This window comes from Paenibacillus sp. 203 (assembly GCF_037027525.1).
Taxonomy (GTDB): domain Bacteria; phylum Bacillota; class Bacilli; order Paenibacillales; family Paenibacillaceae; genus Paenibacillus; species Paenibacillus polymyxa_B.
This window is the reverse complement of the sequence record NZ_JAXCHD010000007.1, coordinates 279907-296509: the sequence shown is the minus strand read 5'-3', so window position 1 is coordinate 296509 and position 16603 is coordinate 279907. Positions and strand designations below refer to the sequence as shown.

Sequence of the window (16603 nt, the reverse complement as noted above, 5' to 3'; positions counted from 1 at the left end):
CCCTCTCTCCCACTTGACTGTCAATTTTGCAATCTTCCTGAGCATCAACTTTCTCTTTTTAACAATTTACTGTTAGCGATCAATAGAGAACCTACCATGACTAGGATAGCAATAGACCACCAGAATGTATTTTTAGCATCATCATGATCTACAATAATGAGCCTGATGACAGCCGTGATCCCAATATAGATAAAATAACGTAATGGAAAATGAAAATTGGTTTTAAAGTACTTAACTATTAATGCTATGAATTCAAAGTACAAGAAAAACACAAGCAACTCTTCCGTGAATTCATAGTAATTTTTGTCGGTCTCTGCGTACAAAAAAACATAAGAAAAAATGGACCATGTTTCTTTTAGCAGTAAGAAGCTTAAAATCAGCCCGACCAGAAACAGCGAGATATTCAAGATCATTTGCAGAAAACTCGGTAACTTCTCAATATACTTCATTAGTACATTCAATACAGATCCCCTCACTGGTTGTACAGTATCTTTATTTATATTATCGGTGGTATACGTGAAAAATGCTACATTACTTTTGAGGTCACCTTAATGAAAGTTTATATTCGCCCCTGCAATATAACCAATGGAGATAAAGATAAGCGTCCATATCAGAGAACCTGCGCTTGCCACCAGCATATATTTTCGGACAGGCATCGCACTAATGCCCGACAAATAGCTTGTCGCATGTCTGACTCCTGGGATAAAATAACCGAACAAAATGGTCCACAACCCAAAGCGTGCAAACCACCCCTTAACTCTTGCAAATCGCTTCGGTGTCAATCCAACCCACTTGCCGTGCTTATCCACCAAGGGCTGACCCAGCTTTTTGCCTAGCGTGTAGCTGATCATCATCCCTGTCATTGCACCAATGAAGCTGACTAATATAGACACCGAATAATTCAGTACCATAATAGAAGATAAATAGCCGACAAACACCATAATAATTTCATCTGGAACCGGTAGGCCGATAATCCCAAGAGCAAGAAGAGCAAAAATAGCGATATATCCGTATTGTGTAATCATGCTGATGACCCATTCCATAGGGGAGCCACCTCCTGACCGATTATTTTTTGAAGGACGGAAAGGGAATACGGCTAACCATCAGGAACGACAGCACTACCATTAATGCAAGCAACAACCCCGGCTTCAAATGCTCACTCCATAAAAACATAAAGGACAAAATCACACCCGCCGCCGTAATCGGCATACCTACAAATCCTTTGCTAAAAGCCATTAGGTTGAATCTTGCCAATCTTACCGCACCGCATATGACAAACAAAACAGCCACAAGCGGTCCTATCCAATGGGTATCTCCCAGCTTGTATAACAAGATCAAGAAAGCAGGGGCAACCCCAAATGAGACAACATCCGCCAGCGAATCGAGCTGTTTGCCAAAATCACTGGAACAATGCAACAGCCTTGCCAGCAAACCGTCTAATACATCCCATAAAGCAGACACCACCACGAGAATAAAAGCGGTCATGTATTGCTCATGAATCGTGAAATACAGGGATAAGACCCCTGCCCCCAGGTTTGCAATCGTGCATAGTGAGGGCAACCAATTCCATTTCATACTCTTAACTCCTTTGCCATAGCTTAGCCTCCGAATATAACAACAAAACGGACGCCGTCCTTGGTATTCTCCACCTTATAGCGGAATTCGTGCAAATCCAAAATTCGTTTGACGATCGATAGCCCCAGTCCTGTCCCACCTGTCTGACGGCTTCGGGACAGCTCGGCCCGGTAAAAGCGATCCCATATCTGCTCCAGTTGATCGTCAGGAATGGTCTCACCTTTATTTTCAATGGAAAAAAAACTGATTTCCCCAGCACCTTCGATACGAATCGTGATCGAGCTCCCTTCCTCAGCATGTCGTATGGCATTGACAACAAAGTTGATAATCACCTGTTCCAGCCATCCTACATCGGCATGGATCGGCATCTCATTGGCGGGGATAATGACCACTTCCAGCTTTTTCTCCTTCAACAAATGGAATAACTTGTCCACGACCTCCTCCACCAGCTCACTCAAGATGAAGGTCGTCTTGCGAAGCTTGAGAGTACCCGATTCCAATTTGGCGAGGTCCAGCATATCTTTGACCAATCGCTCCATTTTGTCCGCTTCCTCTACAATGACTTTCATATAATGATCCTGCTTCCCGGCGCTAACCCCATCTTGTAATCCTTCTGCGAAGCCTTTAATGATACTCAGCGGAGTTTTCAGCTCATGAGAAGCGTTCGCAAAAAAGTCTTGTTGCACAGCCTCCATTCTCTGCTTCTGTTCCATGTCCTCCACTAATTGCTGATTGGCCTCCTGAAGCTCGCGCAAAGCTGTGTCCAGGTTCTGGGACAGGGTATACATGCTGTAGGACAGGCTGCCCAGTTCATCATTCTGCCGGATTGGTGTATGGGCTGTAAAATCGAGCTTAGCCATCCGCTTGGCGGTATTATTCAAAGCAATGAGCGGACGGGTCACCATCCGGGAATAGAACAGGGACAAAATCAGAATGAGTGCAAATCCCCCGATCCCTAGGTACAGATAAAACCAGCGCAGAGCTTCATTCGTCTCACTAATTTCCTGCAACGATGTCACTGTGAACAGGAGGTCGATCTCGCCTGTGTCCTGACGAACAGGATGGACTATGACTGCATTGCGTACCCCTGTCCAAGGTTCCGTCCACTCTTCTTCCAACACTTCGAAATTCTTAAGTTTCTCCAGATGCGCCTGTGATAAAGGGAACCATTCCTCCAGTGCACTAAACAGTAAGCCTTGTCGCTGACTCCATGTTTTCAGATCCGGCAGTACAATCTCTGTCACCGTACCGGAAAACCTTACACGGCCATCTGTGCTTGCCTCTTCCGAAGTCGATCCTATATTTTTGAAACCAAACTTCTGTATGCCGGTTGGATAAATTAAATTGGCGGTAGAGATGCCGTCCGTTCCCAATCCCTCACCTTCAACCGTTACCGTATCACCGGGCTGAATCCGAGCAGCTCTCAGTTCATCTCCGTACTCGCTCATAAACAGAGACAGCGATATTTTAACGATTTTACCATCCGCTTTTCTTAGATTGATATGAAACGCATCATCCAGCTTTACTTTGCCGTCCAGCGTTACAATCGCCAGCTGGTTTTTATTCTGAAGCATAAAGCGAGCTGCCTCACGGGAAACCCTGCCCGACCCCCAAGCCTCCTGGACATAACTTTGACCGAAGCTTTGCAAGCGGCTTTCCACACGACCAATCTTCTGTTGCTGATAAAAATTTTCAAAAAACAGCAATTGGCTTAAAATCACCATACCGTAAAAACACAGGAAAAACACAACCGTCATAATGAACAACTTAAAGGTAACTCCCCGTTTGTTCATTCTTCCTCCTCAAACCTATAGCCAGTACCAAAAACCGTGCGGATATGGCGTGATTCACGGCCTAGCTTACTTCTCAGCTTTTTGATATGCGTATCGACAACTCGTGTATCTCCTTCAAAGTCAATGCCCCACACCCGGTTCAGTATCGCATCCCGTGAAATAACTATGCCTTTATTATGTATAAGCAGCCGCAGCAGCTCATACTCCTTGGGCGTCAGCTCGACTTCCGCCTGATCCACCTCAAGCCGATGAGCCATCGTGTTGAGAATGGCACTACCGAACCGCAAAATATGCGACTCCGGCTGTACATGTCCCTCCACCCGTTTCATCAGCGCGTTGGCGCGAGCGATCAGCACCTTAGGGCTGAAAGGTTTGGTCACGTAATCATCGGCTCCCAGTTCAAAGCCTAATATTTTATCATCATCACCGGATTTGGCTGTCAACAAAATGATCGGCACACCTGAGCGGCTACGCACCTGGCGGCACACCTCCCAACCATCCAGTTCCGGCATCATAATATCGAGTATAATCAGGTCCGGCTGCACCGAATCAAACCAGATCAGTGCATCTTTTCCATTGCCTGCTTCATAGACTTCCCAATTATTCTGTTTAAAATAGTCAGCAATCACTTCACGAATACGTATTTCATCCTCCACGAGAAGAACTCTTTTCTTCAATCGACTTCCCTCTTTCGGTCATTCTAGGACACCATCATATCAAAGACATGTGTACTTTATGTGTTCTTGACACTTCTTATCAGCAGAAGTTCTCATCCGCAAATTCAACCTTGGATTAGGGCAAATTTGTCTTGGCTCAGACCATCTCATCTCCTATGATCCTACCTTATAATAAGAAGAGATACAAAAAGCTTGAACAGGAGGGTAATACATGAGTAATCAAACCATTCAGTGGTTTTCCACTTCCAAAGCTAAAACTTGGCAATCCCAAGCTCATCATTTGACCGATACTCAAGAGAGTGCCAATCTAATCTTTACGGGAGAAACACATCAGCTTGTCGAAGGATTTGGTGGCTGTTTTAATGAATTAGGTTATGTGGCCCTGAACCATTTGGAAAAAGACGAACGAGATCGGGTGCTTCATTCTCTCTTTCATCCAGCGGGCGAGCACAAATTTGCGATTTGCCGACTTCCTATTGGAGCGAGTGACTACGCGCTGGAGTGGTACAGCCACAATGAAACAGACGGTGACGTGGAGATGAAACACTTTTCCACTGAGCGTGATCAGCAATATCTCATTCCTTTTATTCGGGAAGCGTTACAACTCAACCCGGACTTGAAGTTGTTCGCTTCACCCTGGAGCCCGCCGACATGGATGAAATCACCGAAAGCCTATAATTACGGCACGCTGCGCTGGGAAAAGGATATTTTGAAAGCGTACGCATTATACTTTGTCAAATTTGTTCAGGCTTATCGAGAGGCAGGTATTACAATTCATCAGATTCATGTTCAAAATGAAGTCATTGCCGATCAGAAGTTCCCTTCCTGTGTATGGACCGGAGAGCAACTGCGTGAATTTATTCGCGACTATTTGGGTCCTGCCTTTGAGGAACACGGACTGGATACGGAAATTTGGCTGGGCACCATTAACGCACCCGATCCGTGGGAGGAATTAATGAAGAAGACTTCGACCGGATTCGATGAGTATGCCCATACCGTGTTGAGTGACCCTCAGGCCTACAAATATATTAAAGGCGTAGGCTACCAGTGGGCAGGCAAAAATGCCATTCAGCGCACCGTTGCCAGTTATCCTGAGCTTCGTTACATGCAAACAGAAAATGAATGCGGGAACGGAGAAAACTCATGGGACTACGCCAAATATGTATATAATCTGTACCAGCACTACTTCACCAATGGCGTAAATGCTTATATTTACTGGAATATGGTTTTGGAACCGAAAGGCAAGAGTACATGGGGCTGGGAGCAAAATTCGATGATCACCGTTGATCCGATGGATCGAAAACCTGTCTTGAACCCGGAATATTACGTCATGAAGCACTTTTCTCATTTTGTATTACCGGGTGCCCGACGCATAGGACTTCGTGGCTCATGGACTGGAAATGCAGTTGCTTTTCAAAATACAGACGGGCAAAGGGTGGTAGTCATCGCCAATCCGTTCAAGGAATCACGTGTGCTGAATCTGTCTCTCGGAGAAACAACACACCGCTTGGAGATGGAGCCGGAGTCCTTTAATACTATTGTGATTCCTTCTTAACACCGCAGATTTCTGGACTCTTCCAGTCTTGCACACATCATTAGGTACCCCTGTCCAGTCTATAAGTGCCCAAGCATATGCATAGTTTCCAAAATGGATGTATATCCTTTTGCGTATAGTAGCTATAGATAGTATACTTGGAATAACTACGGACAGGAGGTCGATGAATATCACTACTGTAAAAGACCGGATAGATTTGAAGCTGATTAATTGTGATAAGGAATTGACTCTCGCGGTCATCGGTGGAAAATGGAAGCTGATTATTTTGTGGCATCTCGGTATGGAAGGCACCAAGCGGTTTGGTGAATTGAAGAAGCTAATCCCCCACATTACGCAAAAAATGCTGACCAACCAATTACGTGAGCTGGAAGAAGATAAACTCATTCTGCGTAAAGTCTATCCTGTCGTCCCTCCGCATGTGGAATATTCACTGACAGAGCATGGCGAAAGCCTGATTCCGGTACTGAGAGCAATGTACGATTGGGGATCAAACTATCGAGAGAATGTGATTTGGAAAGAAGAAGAGGAAATTCAGGACGTCACACCCGTGTGATCAGCAAAACAAGCATTTTGCGAAATGCTGAACTATATTTTTAGTAGAGACGACCCTGGGGAGATCTGGGGTTGTTTTTTTATGATATAAAGACGTTCCCCAAGATAACAAAAGAAATGGATGCAAGTATCCGTTTCCATTGGCATTAAAGCTCGTTTTTCGCTACATATCCCCATTTTACACTTGTATCCGTGATTTACATTACATCCTCTGTGACGTAGGATTCTTCCATCCCTATTTACAGTGAATCCAAGAAGGAGGCCGTTCTAGCATGAGCATGACGCTTGCCCAGCCCACAACGTCCCAAGCGACCCAATTACGCATTGGTTCCATGGAAATGATTCAATACGACTATCGTCAATTTCCTGACTCAAAACCTTATCAACACCATTGCTGTGGCTTGCTTACTATGTCGTGTAACCTCAAGGTGACCATCCTCCCCCCTCGGATTAGTCGTTCTTATCTCATCGAGCATGACCTGGTCTACTATTCATTCTAGATATCGTCCACAACTCCATTGTCAATCCACTTTCCAGTTCACGTAAAAAAGCCTGAGACTGTTTATCACAGGCCAGGCTTTTACACTTTCAGCATAGAGTTGATTACACTTGCAATTTACCTGCACGAATATCGTCTGTCATTCCTGCGTAAGGTGCTTGGGAAATTAGTTGTTCGTTGTTCACACCCGCATTTTCGATGAATGTAATATCTGCAAATTCAGGAACCACATACTTCGGATACGTTTCATACTTTTCACGCGATTCTTCCATCAGCGGAATAAAATCGTTTTGATAGCGCACAGTGATTTCCGGATGCTCATGAACCCATTTAGGGAAGAAAATAATGCCATGCATACGTTTTTCCTCAGGCATAAAGTTCAGAGAAACGTCAGTGCCTGTCGGTTCGGTCCACGATACTTTATACACATTTTCCACCAACTTCACCAGATTGACCTTCTGATCACGTACCCAGCGGCCGCCTACCATACCACTATGAATGCGATAATCGATCGTATCTTCATTTTTAATATATATTTCGTACTCCCAACCATTCTCATAAGTGTAGATCATGTGGCTGCCGATAAACTTGTCCATCTTGCATCCTTCTTTCCTAAATTATAAGTTTTTATGAATTGAATAGGAGACCAAAGATAATAAACATTCAATTCAAAACATGTAATATTAAACATGTTTTTAAATACATATAAATTGTAGCACTATGGTATACTAGTGTCAAATAACGTTTGACAAGGAGAGCTACGTTGAAACGCACATTAAAATACGCCATTTTGGGCCTGGTTCATAAAGAGGAAATGAGCGGCTACGATATTACGAGTCAATTCAAGAAGGAAATCGGACAATTTTGGAGCGCCAAACACAGTCAGATTTATCCTGAGTTAAAAAGGCTGACCGAAGAGGAGCTTATTGAATATCGCACCTCCATTACAGGAGCCAAGCTGGAAAAGAAGCTGTACTGCATTACCCCCAAAGGGACCCAAGAACTGACCGAATGGCTTCTAAGTCCCAAAGAGTTACCAGAAACGGAAAAGGATGAGTTTATGCTCATGCTGTATTTCTCAGCAGCCATCCCCAAGGAAGAGAACAAGCGATTGTTCGAGGACCAGATAACCAAACGTAAAGAGAAGCTGGAGTATCTGTACGAAAGTAAGAAATCCCTCCAACGGCAGGACGAGAACCTTCAGGCCCCAGGTTCTAATCAATTCGGGCATTATCTGGTGCTGAGCCGTGCCATTAATCGGGAAGAAAGCTATATTACGTGGCTGGAAGATACACTATCCCTGTTTGAATAGCCTAAAAAACCTTCAACGCCACGTAGATTCGTGGTATTGAAGGTTTTTCTAAAGTACATACAAACTAGTCTGCCGTCGTAATCGAAGAGCCGTAATCTTCAATATGGATATCTGTGCTAAAACGTACGGGAATGGTACTAAAAGTGGTATCCCAATCCTCTTTGACCTTACGCCAAGCTTTAGGATGCTGAATCCTCAAGGCTTCTCCGAAACCTCCGACATCAGCCTGCAGCTTTTGCATTTTGGCTACAGTTTGTTCAGCTAATGAATTCACTTTCTCCTGAAAGATACTTTCTTCTTGTCCGAGCACAGCGTTGCTGCGCAAATTTTCTTTCTTGTTAAAAACCTCGGAAACGCGCCCCTCTGAGGTCATTTTTACTTGGAAGGAAATGTCGTCCCCCTGAACGATGGCCTTGATCCTGCTTTTCACTGCTTTGATCTCATAGGCTATATTTTTACCGGTTTGAGGATCGTTACCTTTCAACACGCCTCCAACCAATTGGCCCTTGATCCACATAAGACCCTCGACCTCTGATTCATTCAGAAAACCACCGTATGTTTGCGTCTTTCCTTTGATGATCCCCGCACCTGCGACCTTGATTTCATTCTCCGTCGAAATGACATTGGGTAATATAAAACTTCCCTTACTCTTCATGGGCCCGACCACTTTAACCAAAGCCACGGGTTTTATCAACCGTGCGTTCCGTTTACGATTTTGGAAAATATCCTTTAAGATATAGGCAGGAATTTGACCAGGAGTTTTTTCCTGAAGCGCATTGCTCGCCTTGTCTGTACTAATCAGTAGCTGGACGCTGAGCCGAATGTCATTATCCCCCAAGAAAAAGTCCAGCAGCTCGTACAACGGGATCTTGCGAAGCAGACTGGAGCTGATAATAATCGTTTTCAAATGTTGCCCAATGGGCGGTCGGTTGGTTCGCAATGAAATTTCTCTTAACATCTCAAAAACGGAATCCCCTGTTTCTGTAATATTAAAAAATTTTTTAGCTTGCGGTGAGGAGCTATTGGAACCGCCGCTTTCCTCTGGGATGATAAATTGAAAGGTTCCCGTAATTAACTCTTTTTTCGGATAATCTCCTCCTTTTTGATTAATTTGCTCTTCTTGTGAAGATTCTGTCGCTATATCCATAGCAATGCCTGTCTCCAGATTTAGATCCTCCACGGGAGAGCTGCTCCAGCAACCTGAAAGTGTACTGCATATTAGAAGAACCGCTATTCCGAGTATTCCTGAACGGAACTTCATCATGACCCCACACCCCTCCAGCGAGAAATAAGCAGGAGTGGCAATGGAAGTAGAGCAAATAAAACGAATGCTGCATTCCCGATGATCGTTCCAAAAGAAAATAACTCATTCAAATTTTTGGGTATTTGGGACAGGACGTAGATGATCGGGAGCAAAATAAACAACACCTTGGAATAAGAGCTATTCAAAATTTGAGAAACTCCGAGCGAGGCGCAATAAAAAGCTATGCTGAATGTAGCAAAAATTTGCATGATCCAAATGGTCAACAATAAGGATTCGAACCGTTCCAATAACAGATACTCCACTTCAAAACTGCGGGCCAAATCTAAAAAAGGCCAGGTTCTGCTCATAACCCCTTCCACCGAAAAGGCACCAATGCATAAGGTCAGCGTAGCTATATAAAAAACGGTCGAGATCCCGATCGCCAGTCCGATTGCCTTGGTTGCTCTCTTTGGTTTTTCCATCCGACAAAGAATAAACAGCAAGCATTCTGTCCCCGTTAAGGTTAGGGTTGTAGTCTTGAGAGCTTTAAGCACTGGCATCACACCCTCGGACAAAACAGGACGCAAATTATTCAATTCGAAAATATTCAAACTTAGCAAGCATATTAACAAAAAGATAGACGCCGTAATCGGGAATATAAATTGGCATATTTTCCCCAACGTGCCTATCCCCCCCAAGCAAAGATACAGAGAGATCCACATAAAGGGTGCTGAAATAGCCCACGCTGGAGTTCCTTCAAGCAAAAAGAACGACGTTACTTCCTCCACAGATCGGATTTCATATGCAGCTATACAAATAAAATAGATGACGAACAACATGCCCACCACCTTGCCGATGGCTTTGCCGGTTATCCGCTGAACATACTGGTAAAAGGTGCTTTCTGGAAACCGTGAACTTAGTTTGACTATAATCCATCCGAACAGGAAAGTGGCAGCCCCTGCTAAAATGACAGACATCCATACATCCGGTGTTTTTGCAGTTTCAACGGCTACTCTGGGAAGAGTAAGCAGCCCGGCTGCCAGCATAAAGCAAAGCACAATTGCCGTCGTCTGTAGCGTTGTAATTTTATCCATTTTTTTCCCACGGGCCATCTTGCTCCCTCCTGTGTTGTTGAACTCATCCTTGTCGCTTAGGGTCTTTATGCTTCAATAGAATGGGTCTGTTTTTCATAAATTGTAGCGGTGCTCGCAAGAAGTAATCTTTCCAGTCCTTCAATGAACGGGGGACCGTTAAACTAAGATATGGCACGCCGAAGCTGTGTAATTTAGCCATATGAATGCTCAGCAGCAGGAAAAACATGATCACTCCATACAAACCAAAGATAGACGCCGTGAACATGGCCCCAAAACGAAGAATACGCATAGAGATCCCTGCACTGTATACAGGGGAGGCAAAGGAAGAAATCGCTGTGACTGCTACCACAATAACGAGAATCGGACTTACAATCCCGGCGTCAACAGCGGCCTGTCCAATGATCAGACCGCCGACGATGCCCATCGCTGGACCGATGGGTTTGGGCAGCCGTAGTCCCGCCTCGCGTAAAATTTCGATGGAAATCTCCATAATCAGGGCCTCAATCAGCGTCGAAAACGGAACCCCCTGTCTCGCACTGATAATGGAAATGACCAGCTTGGTTGGAATCAGTCCGGGATGAAACGAGATAAAGGAGATATAGAGCGCCGGGGCGAACAGAGATATCGTAGTTGCCATAAAACGAAGAAATCGAATAAGCGACCCCGGTATCCATCGTTCATAGTAATCTTCGGGAGACTGAAGCATCATCCCGTACGTTACAGGCATAAGGAGCGCAAAAGGTGTACCATCCAGCAGAATCGCCACACGTCCCTCCAGCAATGCAGCCATGACCCGATCCGGTCTCTCCGTATTTTGGATTTGCAGAAAGGGACTAAGAAAATTATCCTCAATAAGCTGCTCCACATAGCCCGACTCCAATACCTCATCCATATCAATAGTTTGAACCCGCCGTTTCACCTCGTCCACAAGCTCCGGATCGGCAATGTCTCTGAAATACACCACCATCAGCTGCTTTTCCACTCTTTTGCCCACTTTGAAGGACGACATGGCCAGTTCTGTACTTTCTCCATGTCTGCGCAGCATTGCCGTATTGTCGCTGAGGGTCTCGGTAAAACCAACTCGCGGTCCTCGCAGCACCGATTCCGATATGGGGTCTTCCACCCCTCGTGTACTCCCTTTGGGTGTGCCCAGCACAAAAGCACCCGGTATACCCTGAATCATGAGTATGACTGAACCGAATAGCACCTTTTGCAAGGAGAACTGCACCTCTAACGTGTACTGAGTCTCCGATACCAGCATGACCTGACGAATAAACATATCCCGAAGTTCTTCCCCTCTCGGGAGATCCTCCCCGCCTTGTCCGGAGCTGCCCCAATCCATCAGCGGCTTTAGTATGTTCTGATCCATGCCAACCTTGTCTGTTAATCCATCCACAAAAAAAAGTGTGCCTACAGCGTTCAATTTTTCCAGAAAAATGGATCGTTCGTTCACGTCCGACATATCCGTGACGGCTTGTCTGATTTTTGCTACATTGGCTTCATAATCTTCGGTAAAGGTTCCCTTTTCCTTCTCAGCCTCACTTACAGACGGATTATGATCTGCATGCTGCGAACGGTCTTCTTCTTCTAAAAGCTTTAATCGTTCCATACGTCTGCTCTCTCGACCATCCATCGCTCTGATTTGTCGTACCGTCAGAAAAATAATCAAAGGTACGATGGATAAAAAGAAGGCTTCCATCCACACGTTCCATTTAGGCATATGAGTTCCGATGACCTGCCACACACTCTTTCCTCCTTCACTTCCAGATGATTTGTATATAGATTTACCTGGATTAGAAAAAAGATGCATGGACAATGGAATAAATTTCTTTACTCACAAAAGGAATAAAAAGGCGAATTTGATAGATGAACTGTAGTGCCAAAAGTGGAATTCCATGATAATATCTATTCATTCTATGACTAATGTCACAAATTTGTTGAATTCGTGGGCCATTATTCGAATCTAAAAAGGAGTTGTAGGTATGAAGAATCATTTTGGGAAGAAAGCCGCTGTGTTGAGTTTGTTAGCGGTCATTTTGTTAGGGGGAACGGCGATCAGTCCCAAGCAGGCTCAAGCATCGACCGAACCTTATCTTGGGGAAATTACGATGTATCCTTACACGTTCGCTCCCAATGGATGGCTAAAGTGTGAAGGTCAGCTCTTATCTATTTCGCAAAATACAGCACTGTTCAGTCTATTGGGTAATAATTTTGGGGGGAATGGAACAACCACATTTGCATTGCCTGATTTGCGTGGAGCCTCTCCAATGCCGAATGTAGATTACTACATTGCAACCGTAGGAGGATTCCCGTCCCGTCCATAATGAAATGTTCAATGGTGTGCTACTTAATGAAGAAGAGGTGATGGCGTGCTCGAAGGCAATAACTTCACACGCAACAATTTTAAACCTTATCGCTTGCTGGTTCCATTGCTGCCATTTATCGGCGGTACGTTCCTGCTCATAGGGACGAATGAGGTTCACGCTGCCGGTTGGGAAAATGCGGTACTTAATAAGCCAGCCACATCCAGTGGCTATAGCCAGCCCTATGATCCCTCCAGAGCTGTGGATGGGTCAATCGAACCGACAAGCCGCTGGTATCAAGCCAGCAATGGTGAGAAATGGATTCAGGTAGATCTGAGAGACTGGTATATCGTAGATCGATACGTTGTTACAGGTATGGGTGTCCATTATGGGTGGCATGATCAGCGTGATCCATACAGTTTCCGATTGCAAACAAGCAGCAACGGAAGTAATTGGGTGACTGTGGATACCGTCCAGAATAATGGGAGCTCTAATGTTGAAAAGAGCATTACTCCTGTAACTACACGATACTTGCGAGTATATATTGATCAAGGAAATGCGAGAAACAATCAATGGGCTTCCATCATGGAATTCGCAGCTTATGGCGAGCGATTGCCCGTTCCGCAGACTCCGGGTCATTTTACAGGAACCAAAAATGGAAATACAGTGGAGTTAAGCTGGGATGCTGTTCCTTATGCAACTTCATACAAAGTCATACGAGATAGTGTAACGCTTTATTCAGGTAACTTAACTCAATTCATAGATACTTCAGCATTGCCGCCAGGTGAAGCAATTTACACGGTTCAGGCCGTGAATGCTAAGGGGGAGAGCACTCCCTCAGAGGTTAAAGTGAACATACTTTCCGATGCCGAGAGAGTTGCACAGGCAAAAGCTGCTCTTGCATTAGGCTTCGCACCTGGAGATACAGCTGATTCCGTAACCCAAAAGCTGACGCTGCCACTCGCTGGGTTGAATGATACGACGGTGAGCTGGAGTTCGGATACTCCTGACATCATTACGAACGAGGGGGCTGTCACACGCCCGCAGTATGATCTGGGTGACCGAAAAGTAAAACTGACAGCAATGATTGCGAAGGGAAGCGCCTCAGATACCCAAACTTTTGAGGTTACCGTAGCGAAGATCACTGCTCAAGATACATTAAATCAAGCAGCAGACACCCTCTCGCTTGGCGATTTGTCTGCGCTAACAGAAAATATTTCTCTTCCTTTATCCGGTTATGCCGGAGCGCAGATCGAATGGTCCTCGTCCAAACCTCTTGTCATTGCAGCAGATGGAACACTCACCAGACCCTCCTATAACAGTGGAGATACGGATGTTACCCTAACGGCTACCCTGCAACTTGCAGGCTTAACGAAAACAAAGGATTTTACTGCACACGTACTCCGTCTGCCGATGAGCGACACTGAAGCCGTAGACGCAGCATACAGAGCACTTGAACTGCCGATAACGACAGTAACGGGAGACGTATATTTGCCAAAAGATGCTCTGAATGGTGTTCAGGTGTCATGGTCATCGAATCAACCCCAGTTCTTGGATCATACTGGGCATGTAACCTTCCCAAGCTATGTACAGGGCGATCAGACCATCACGCTCGAAGCAGTTGTATCACGAGGCGCGGTTGAGCTACGAAAAACATTTAGCCTGCTCGTGCCCGCACTGCCTGTAAGCGCTGATGAAGCCGTAAATTTGGCAGCAAATACACTGAATCTGGATTATCCGCAAGGGATTAAGGATTCCATCGCTCTGCCTCGTACAGGAGCATTTGACACCCAGATCGACTGGTCTTCGGATCAACCAGATATCCTCAGCAACAGCGGTCAGGTGAATCGGCCTAAATATACAGATGGTGATGTGAATGTACAATTAATGGCCATTATTTCTAAAGGTGCAGCTTCTGTACAAAGAACATTCACGATCACAGTACTGAAGGCATTACCGAATACACCTTACGTACGATTGAACGGCAGCAATCCGATTGTTCTGGAAACCGGCGATAGCTTCACTGATCCAGGAGCCAGCGTACTGGACAGCGTATACGGCAATATCCTGATCCCTGAGCTTTCAGGTAGCGGGAATGTCGATACAAATGTACCTGGCGTATACGTATTGAACTATGCTTATAGCGACAATGGGGGCTGGACGGCAGAACCGGCAGAACGCCGTATAAACGTGCTGCCTCGTGCTGTTACATCCGCAGCAGGCACTGAGGATATAGCCTCAGTGATCGTTACAGGCGCGTTGCCGAGCGCACGGCTTGAGCTGTACAATGCCCAGCAGGAGCTTATAGCGGAAGGGATTGCTTCGGGAGAGGGAAGATATACATTTACACCTGTTCCTGAAGGAGCCAGCTACTATGTGCTGCAGAACGTAAATGGCATGAAGAGTGCTCCGTCAGGGCTAGTGTATCCGCAAGGGTTAACCGCGCAGCGCGTTGCGGATTCCATCACAAGCGTAGCAGCTCCTACAACAAGTGATACACTGCTCAGGTTGCCTGTTGTACCTGATGGTTTCCGTGTGACCATCAGCAGCAGTAGCCAGCCAGACATCGTGCGTACAGACGGAACTATTATTCAAGCAGATACTCCTTCCGTTGTAACTATCATGCTGGATGTTATGAGGGTAAGCGATGGTTCTCATGCTTTGACGCAAGCCATAGAAGTCACCGTCCCTGCCAAGGTAATTGCGAACACAGGCAAATCTAACAAAGATAAGAATGAGGATGTATCTGCTTTCGTACCACAGATCGGATTTTCCGAACAAGGGAAAGAGTTTTCCCTCTTTGTTCCTTCGCCGGCATTCCTGGATGAGCAGATACAGCAAGCACTTCGCGAAGGCAAAGCATACGCAGACATTCGTTTGGAGCAGGAGAAGCAACTAAGTCGTGTTATCCTTTCTCATTCTTTACTGAATAAATGGGATAAGATTGGTGCATCGGTAATATCCCGATATGGAACACTGTTGATATCCAGTGACACCTTAGCCAGCATGGCCTCAGGCCAGCAGGACGTTACATTGTCATTCCAGCAGGCAGATGTACAACGTGCACAGCAGATCCGTGATTGGGCCGAGCAACAATCCAGCCTGACGCTGATGGGTCCGATTACAGACATCAAAGCCAATGTGACTGGGACCTCGTCGATCATTCTACCGCTGGATAACGAATCCTTAGGTGAGTTACACAATACAGAGCCCCAGTTCTCCATTGTTGTTATTCATGAGAATGGTGAGCGTGAGATTCTAAAAGGGACTGCTGTAATGGATTCAAAAGGGATGTTGTCGGGTGTGAGTCTGAATACGACCGGGTTAGGTACCTTTGCCGTCGCCACAGACGCCAAGACTCAAACCAATAATGCCAGTGTGCAAAATGACCCAAGCAATTCGTCAGATCCACAAGTGCTAGCTCAGGTATGGCCGGATGTACAAGGCCATTGGGCAGCGAAGTCCCTGCAATCTCTTGCAGACAAAGGCTGGATACAAGGCTATAAAGACGGAAACATACGCCCTGATCGCGCTGTAAGCCGTGCAGAATTTGTAGCCATACTGACCAGAGCATTGGGAACTGCTGGAGATGAGAGCCCTTCTACCTCATTTACAGATATGCAGGGACACTGGGCTGGATCAGCCGTGGATTTTGCTCATCGCCAGGGATGGATTCAAGGGCTAACCGCTCAAACTTTCGGACCTGATGACAGTCTTACCCGTGAACAGGCGATGGTGATCCTGTCACACGCGATGCAGAATCAGACATCCATTTCCAGCACTGCTGCACTGCAATCCTACAAGGATGAGCAGCAGATTGCAGCATGGGCCTCCGCAGCATTCCAGAATGCAGTATCCTCCGGTTGGATCAGCGGTTATCCAGATGGAACACTCAAGCCAAAAGCGGCTATCAGCAGAGGTGAGATGGCTGAACTGCTGGTACGTATTCTTAAATAAGACGTTTTAAGCTTCATAGATCAGATGAGTATACGCACATACA

General features: G+C 45.7%; 15 protein-coding genes. 6 read left to right on the top strand and 9 right to left on the bottom strand.

Translation table 11 applies throughout. The features are described 5' to 3' along the window. Nucleotides 1-44 precede the first annotated feature (44 nt). The 5 genes from psiE to WA407_RS18180 form a co-directional block, all read right to left on the bottom strand. Entirely contained in the window at nucleotides 45-461 is a 417-nt protein-coding gene (psiE, locus tag WA407_RS18200; RefSeq protein WP_081330719.1) for a phosphate-starvation-inducible protein PsiE, read from the bottom strand. Nucleotides 462-548: 87 nt separating this feature from the next. Further along, the gene (locus WA407_RS18195; RefSeq protein ID WP_013308662.1) at nucleotides 549-1043 is read right to left on the bottom strand and encodes a DedA family protein; all 495 of its coding nucleotides are present in this window, start codon (nucleotides 1041-1043) and stop codon (nucleotides 549-551) included. A gap of 22 nt (nucleotides 1044-1065) precedes the next feature. After that, entirely contained in the window at nucleotides 1066-1575 is a 510-nt protein-coding gene (gene pssA / locus WA407_RS18190; RefSeq protein WP_336077963.1) for a CDP-diacylglycerol--serine O-phosphatidyltransferase, read from the bottom strand. A 23-nt stretch (nucleotides 1576-1598) separates the two neighbouring features. Further along, complete coding sequence (locus tag WA407_RS18185) at nucleotides 1599-3368, bottom strand: sensor histidine kinase (RefSeq protein WP_336077962.1); 1770 nt, start codon at nucleotides 3366-3368, stop codon at nucleotides 1599-1601. Continuing rightward, on the bottom strand, nucleotides 3365-4045 hold the full coding sequence (locus WA407_RS18180) for a response regulator transcription factor (protein ID WP_061831262.1): 681 nt from the start codon (nucleotides 4043-4045) through the stop codon (nucleotides 3365-3367). Before WA407_RS18180 ends, WA407_RS18185 begins: the two co-directional genes overlap by 4 nt. 211 nt (nucleotides 4046-4256) lie before the next feature. Between WA407_RS18180 and WA407_RS18175 the strand changes: the two genes are divergently transcribed. The 3 genes from WA407_RS18175 to WA407_RS18165 all read left to right on the top strand — a co-directional run bounded on the left by WA407_RS18175 (nucleotide 4257) and on the right by WA407_RS18165 (nucleotide 6652). Then, nucleotides 4257-5600, top strand: a complete 1344-nt coding sequence (locus WA407_RS18175) for a glycoside hydrolase family 30 protein (protein WP_336077961.1) — start codon at nucleotides 4257-4259, stop codon at nucleotides 5598-5600. A gap of 163 nt (nucleotides 5601-5763) precedes the next feature. Further along, the gene (locus WA407_RS18170; RefSeq protein WP_061831260.1) at nucleotides 5764-6153 is read left to right on the top strand and encodes a winged helix-turn-helix transcriptional regulator; all 390 of its coding nucleotides are present in this window, start codon (nucleotides 5764-5766) and stop codon (nucleotides 6151-6153) included. 271 nt (nucleotides 6154-6424) lie between these two features. Further along, nucleotides 6425-6652, top strand: coding sequence for a hypothetical protein (locus WA407_RS18165; protein WP_336077960.1), 228 nt, complete (start codon nucleotides 6425-6427; stop codon nucleotides 6650-6652). A gap of 103 nt (nucleotides 6653-6755) precedes the next feature. On the opposite strand, the gene WA407_RS18160 is transcribed toward WA407_RS18165, so the two are convergent. After that, nucleotides 6756-7247: a phenolic acid decarboxylase gene (locus tag WA407_RS18160; RefSeq protein ID WP_013308656.1), complete on the bottom strand. Its 492-nt coding sequence runs from the start codon at nucleotides 7245-7247 to the stop codon at nucleotides 6756-6758. Between the two features lie 167 nt (nucleotides 7248-7414). Between WA407_RS18160 and WA407_RS18155 the strand changes: the two genes are divergently transcribed. Then, the gene (locus WA407_RS18155; protein ID WP_061831257.1) at nucleotides 7415-7963 is read left to right on the top strand and encodes a PadR family transcriptional regulator; all 549 of its coding nucleotides are present in this window, start codon (nucleotides 7415-7417) and stop codon (nucleotides 7961-7963) included. Nucleotides 7964-8027: 64 nt separating this feature from the next. Here WA407_RS18155 and WA407_RS18150 read toward each other — a convergent pair whose 3' ends face one another. Genes WA407_RS18150 through WA407_RS18140 form a run of 3 tightly spaced genes read right to left on the bottom strand, consistent with a single transcriptional unit; the run spans nucleotide 8028 to nucleotide 12044 of the window. Next, on the bottom strand, nucleotides 8028-9227 hold the full coding sequence (locus WA407_RS18150; protein ID WP_061831256.1) for a Ger(x)C family spore germination protein: 1200 nt from the start codon (nucleotides 9225-9227) through the stop codon (nucleotides 8028-8030). Then, the gene (locus WA407_RS18145; protein ID WP_235307174.1) at nucleotides 9224-10318 is read right to left on the bottom strand and encodes a GerAB/ArcD/ProY family transporter; all 1095 of its coding nucleotides are present in this window, start codon (nucleotides 10316-10318) and stop codon (nucleotides 9224-9226) included. The genes WA407_RS18150 and WA407_RS18145 overlap by 4 nt, the downstream gene beginning before the upstream one ends. 25 nt (nucleotides 10319-10343) lie before the next feature. Next, the gene (locus WA407_RS18140; protein ID WP_254329044.1) at nucleotides 10344-12044 is read right to left on the bottom strand and encodes a spore germination protein; all 1701 of its coding nucleotides are present in this window, start codon (nucleotides 12042-12044) and stop codon (nucleotides 10344-10346) included. A 238-nt stretch (nucleotides 12045-12282) separates the two neighbouring features. Between WA407_RS18140 and WA407_RS18135 the strand changes: the two genes are divergently transcribed. Both WA407_RS18135 and WA407_RS18130 read left to right on the top strand, forming a co-directional pair. Beyond that, the gene (locus tag WA407_RS18135; protein WP_235307173.1) at nucleotides 12283-12624 is read left to right on the top strand and encodes a phage tail protein; all 342 of its coding nucleotides are present in this window, start codon (nucleotides 12283-12285) and stop codon (nucleotides 12622-12624) included. A gap of 45 nt (nucleotides 12625-12669) precedes the next feature. Then, nucleotides 12670-16560: an immunoglobulin-like domain-containing protein gene (locus WA407_RS18130; RefSeq protein WP_336077959.1), complete on the top strand. Its 3891-nt coding sequence runs from the start codon at nucleotides 12670-12672 to the stop codon at nucleotides 16558-16560. The last annotated feature ends 43 nt before the right edge of the window (nucleotides 16561-16603 follow it).

Bases quoted from the DNA above. Each gene is read 5' to 3' on its own strand.
- WA407_RS18195 (WP_013308662.1), bottom strand. From the start codon at position 1,043: ATGGAATGGGTCATCAGCATGATTACACAATACGGATATATCGCTATT.
- pssA (WP_336077963.1), bottom strand. From the start codon at position 1,575: ATGAAATGGAATTGGTTGCCCTCACTATGCACGATTGCAAACCTGGGG.
- WA407_RS18185 (WP_336077962.1), bottom strand. From the start codon at position 3,368: ATGAACAAACGGGGAGTTACCTTTAAGTTGTTCATTATGACGGTTGTG.
- WA407_RS18175 (WP_336077961.1), top strand. From the start codon at position 4,257: ATGAGTAATCAAACCATTCAGTGGTTTTCCACTTCCAAAGCTAAAACT.
- WA407_RS18170 (WP_061831260.1), top strand. From the start codon at position 5,764: ATGAATATCACTACTGTAAAAGACCGGATAGATTTGAAGCTGATTAAT.
- WA407_RS18165 (WP_336077960.1), top strand. From the start codon at position 6,425: ATGAGCATGACGCTTGCCCAGCCCACAACGTCCCAAGCGACCCAATTA.
- WA407_RS18160 (WP_013308656.1), bottom strand. From the start codon at position 7,247: ATGGACAAGTTTATCGGCAGCCACATGATCTACACTTATGAGAATGGT.
- WA407_RS18150 (WP_061831256.1), bottom strand. From the start codon at position 9,227: ATGATGAAGTTCCGTTCAGGAATACTCGGAATAGCGGTTCTTCTAATA.
- WA407_RS18145 (WP_235307174.1), bottom strand. From the start codon at position 10,318: ATGGCCCGTGGGAAAAAAATGGATAAAATTACAACGCTACAGACGACG.
- WA407_RS18135 (WP_235307173.1), top strand. From the start codon at position 12,283: ATGAAGAATCATTTTGGGAAGAAAGCCGCTGTGTTGAGTTTGTTAGCG.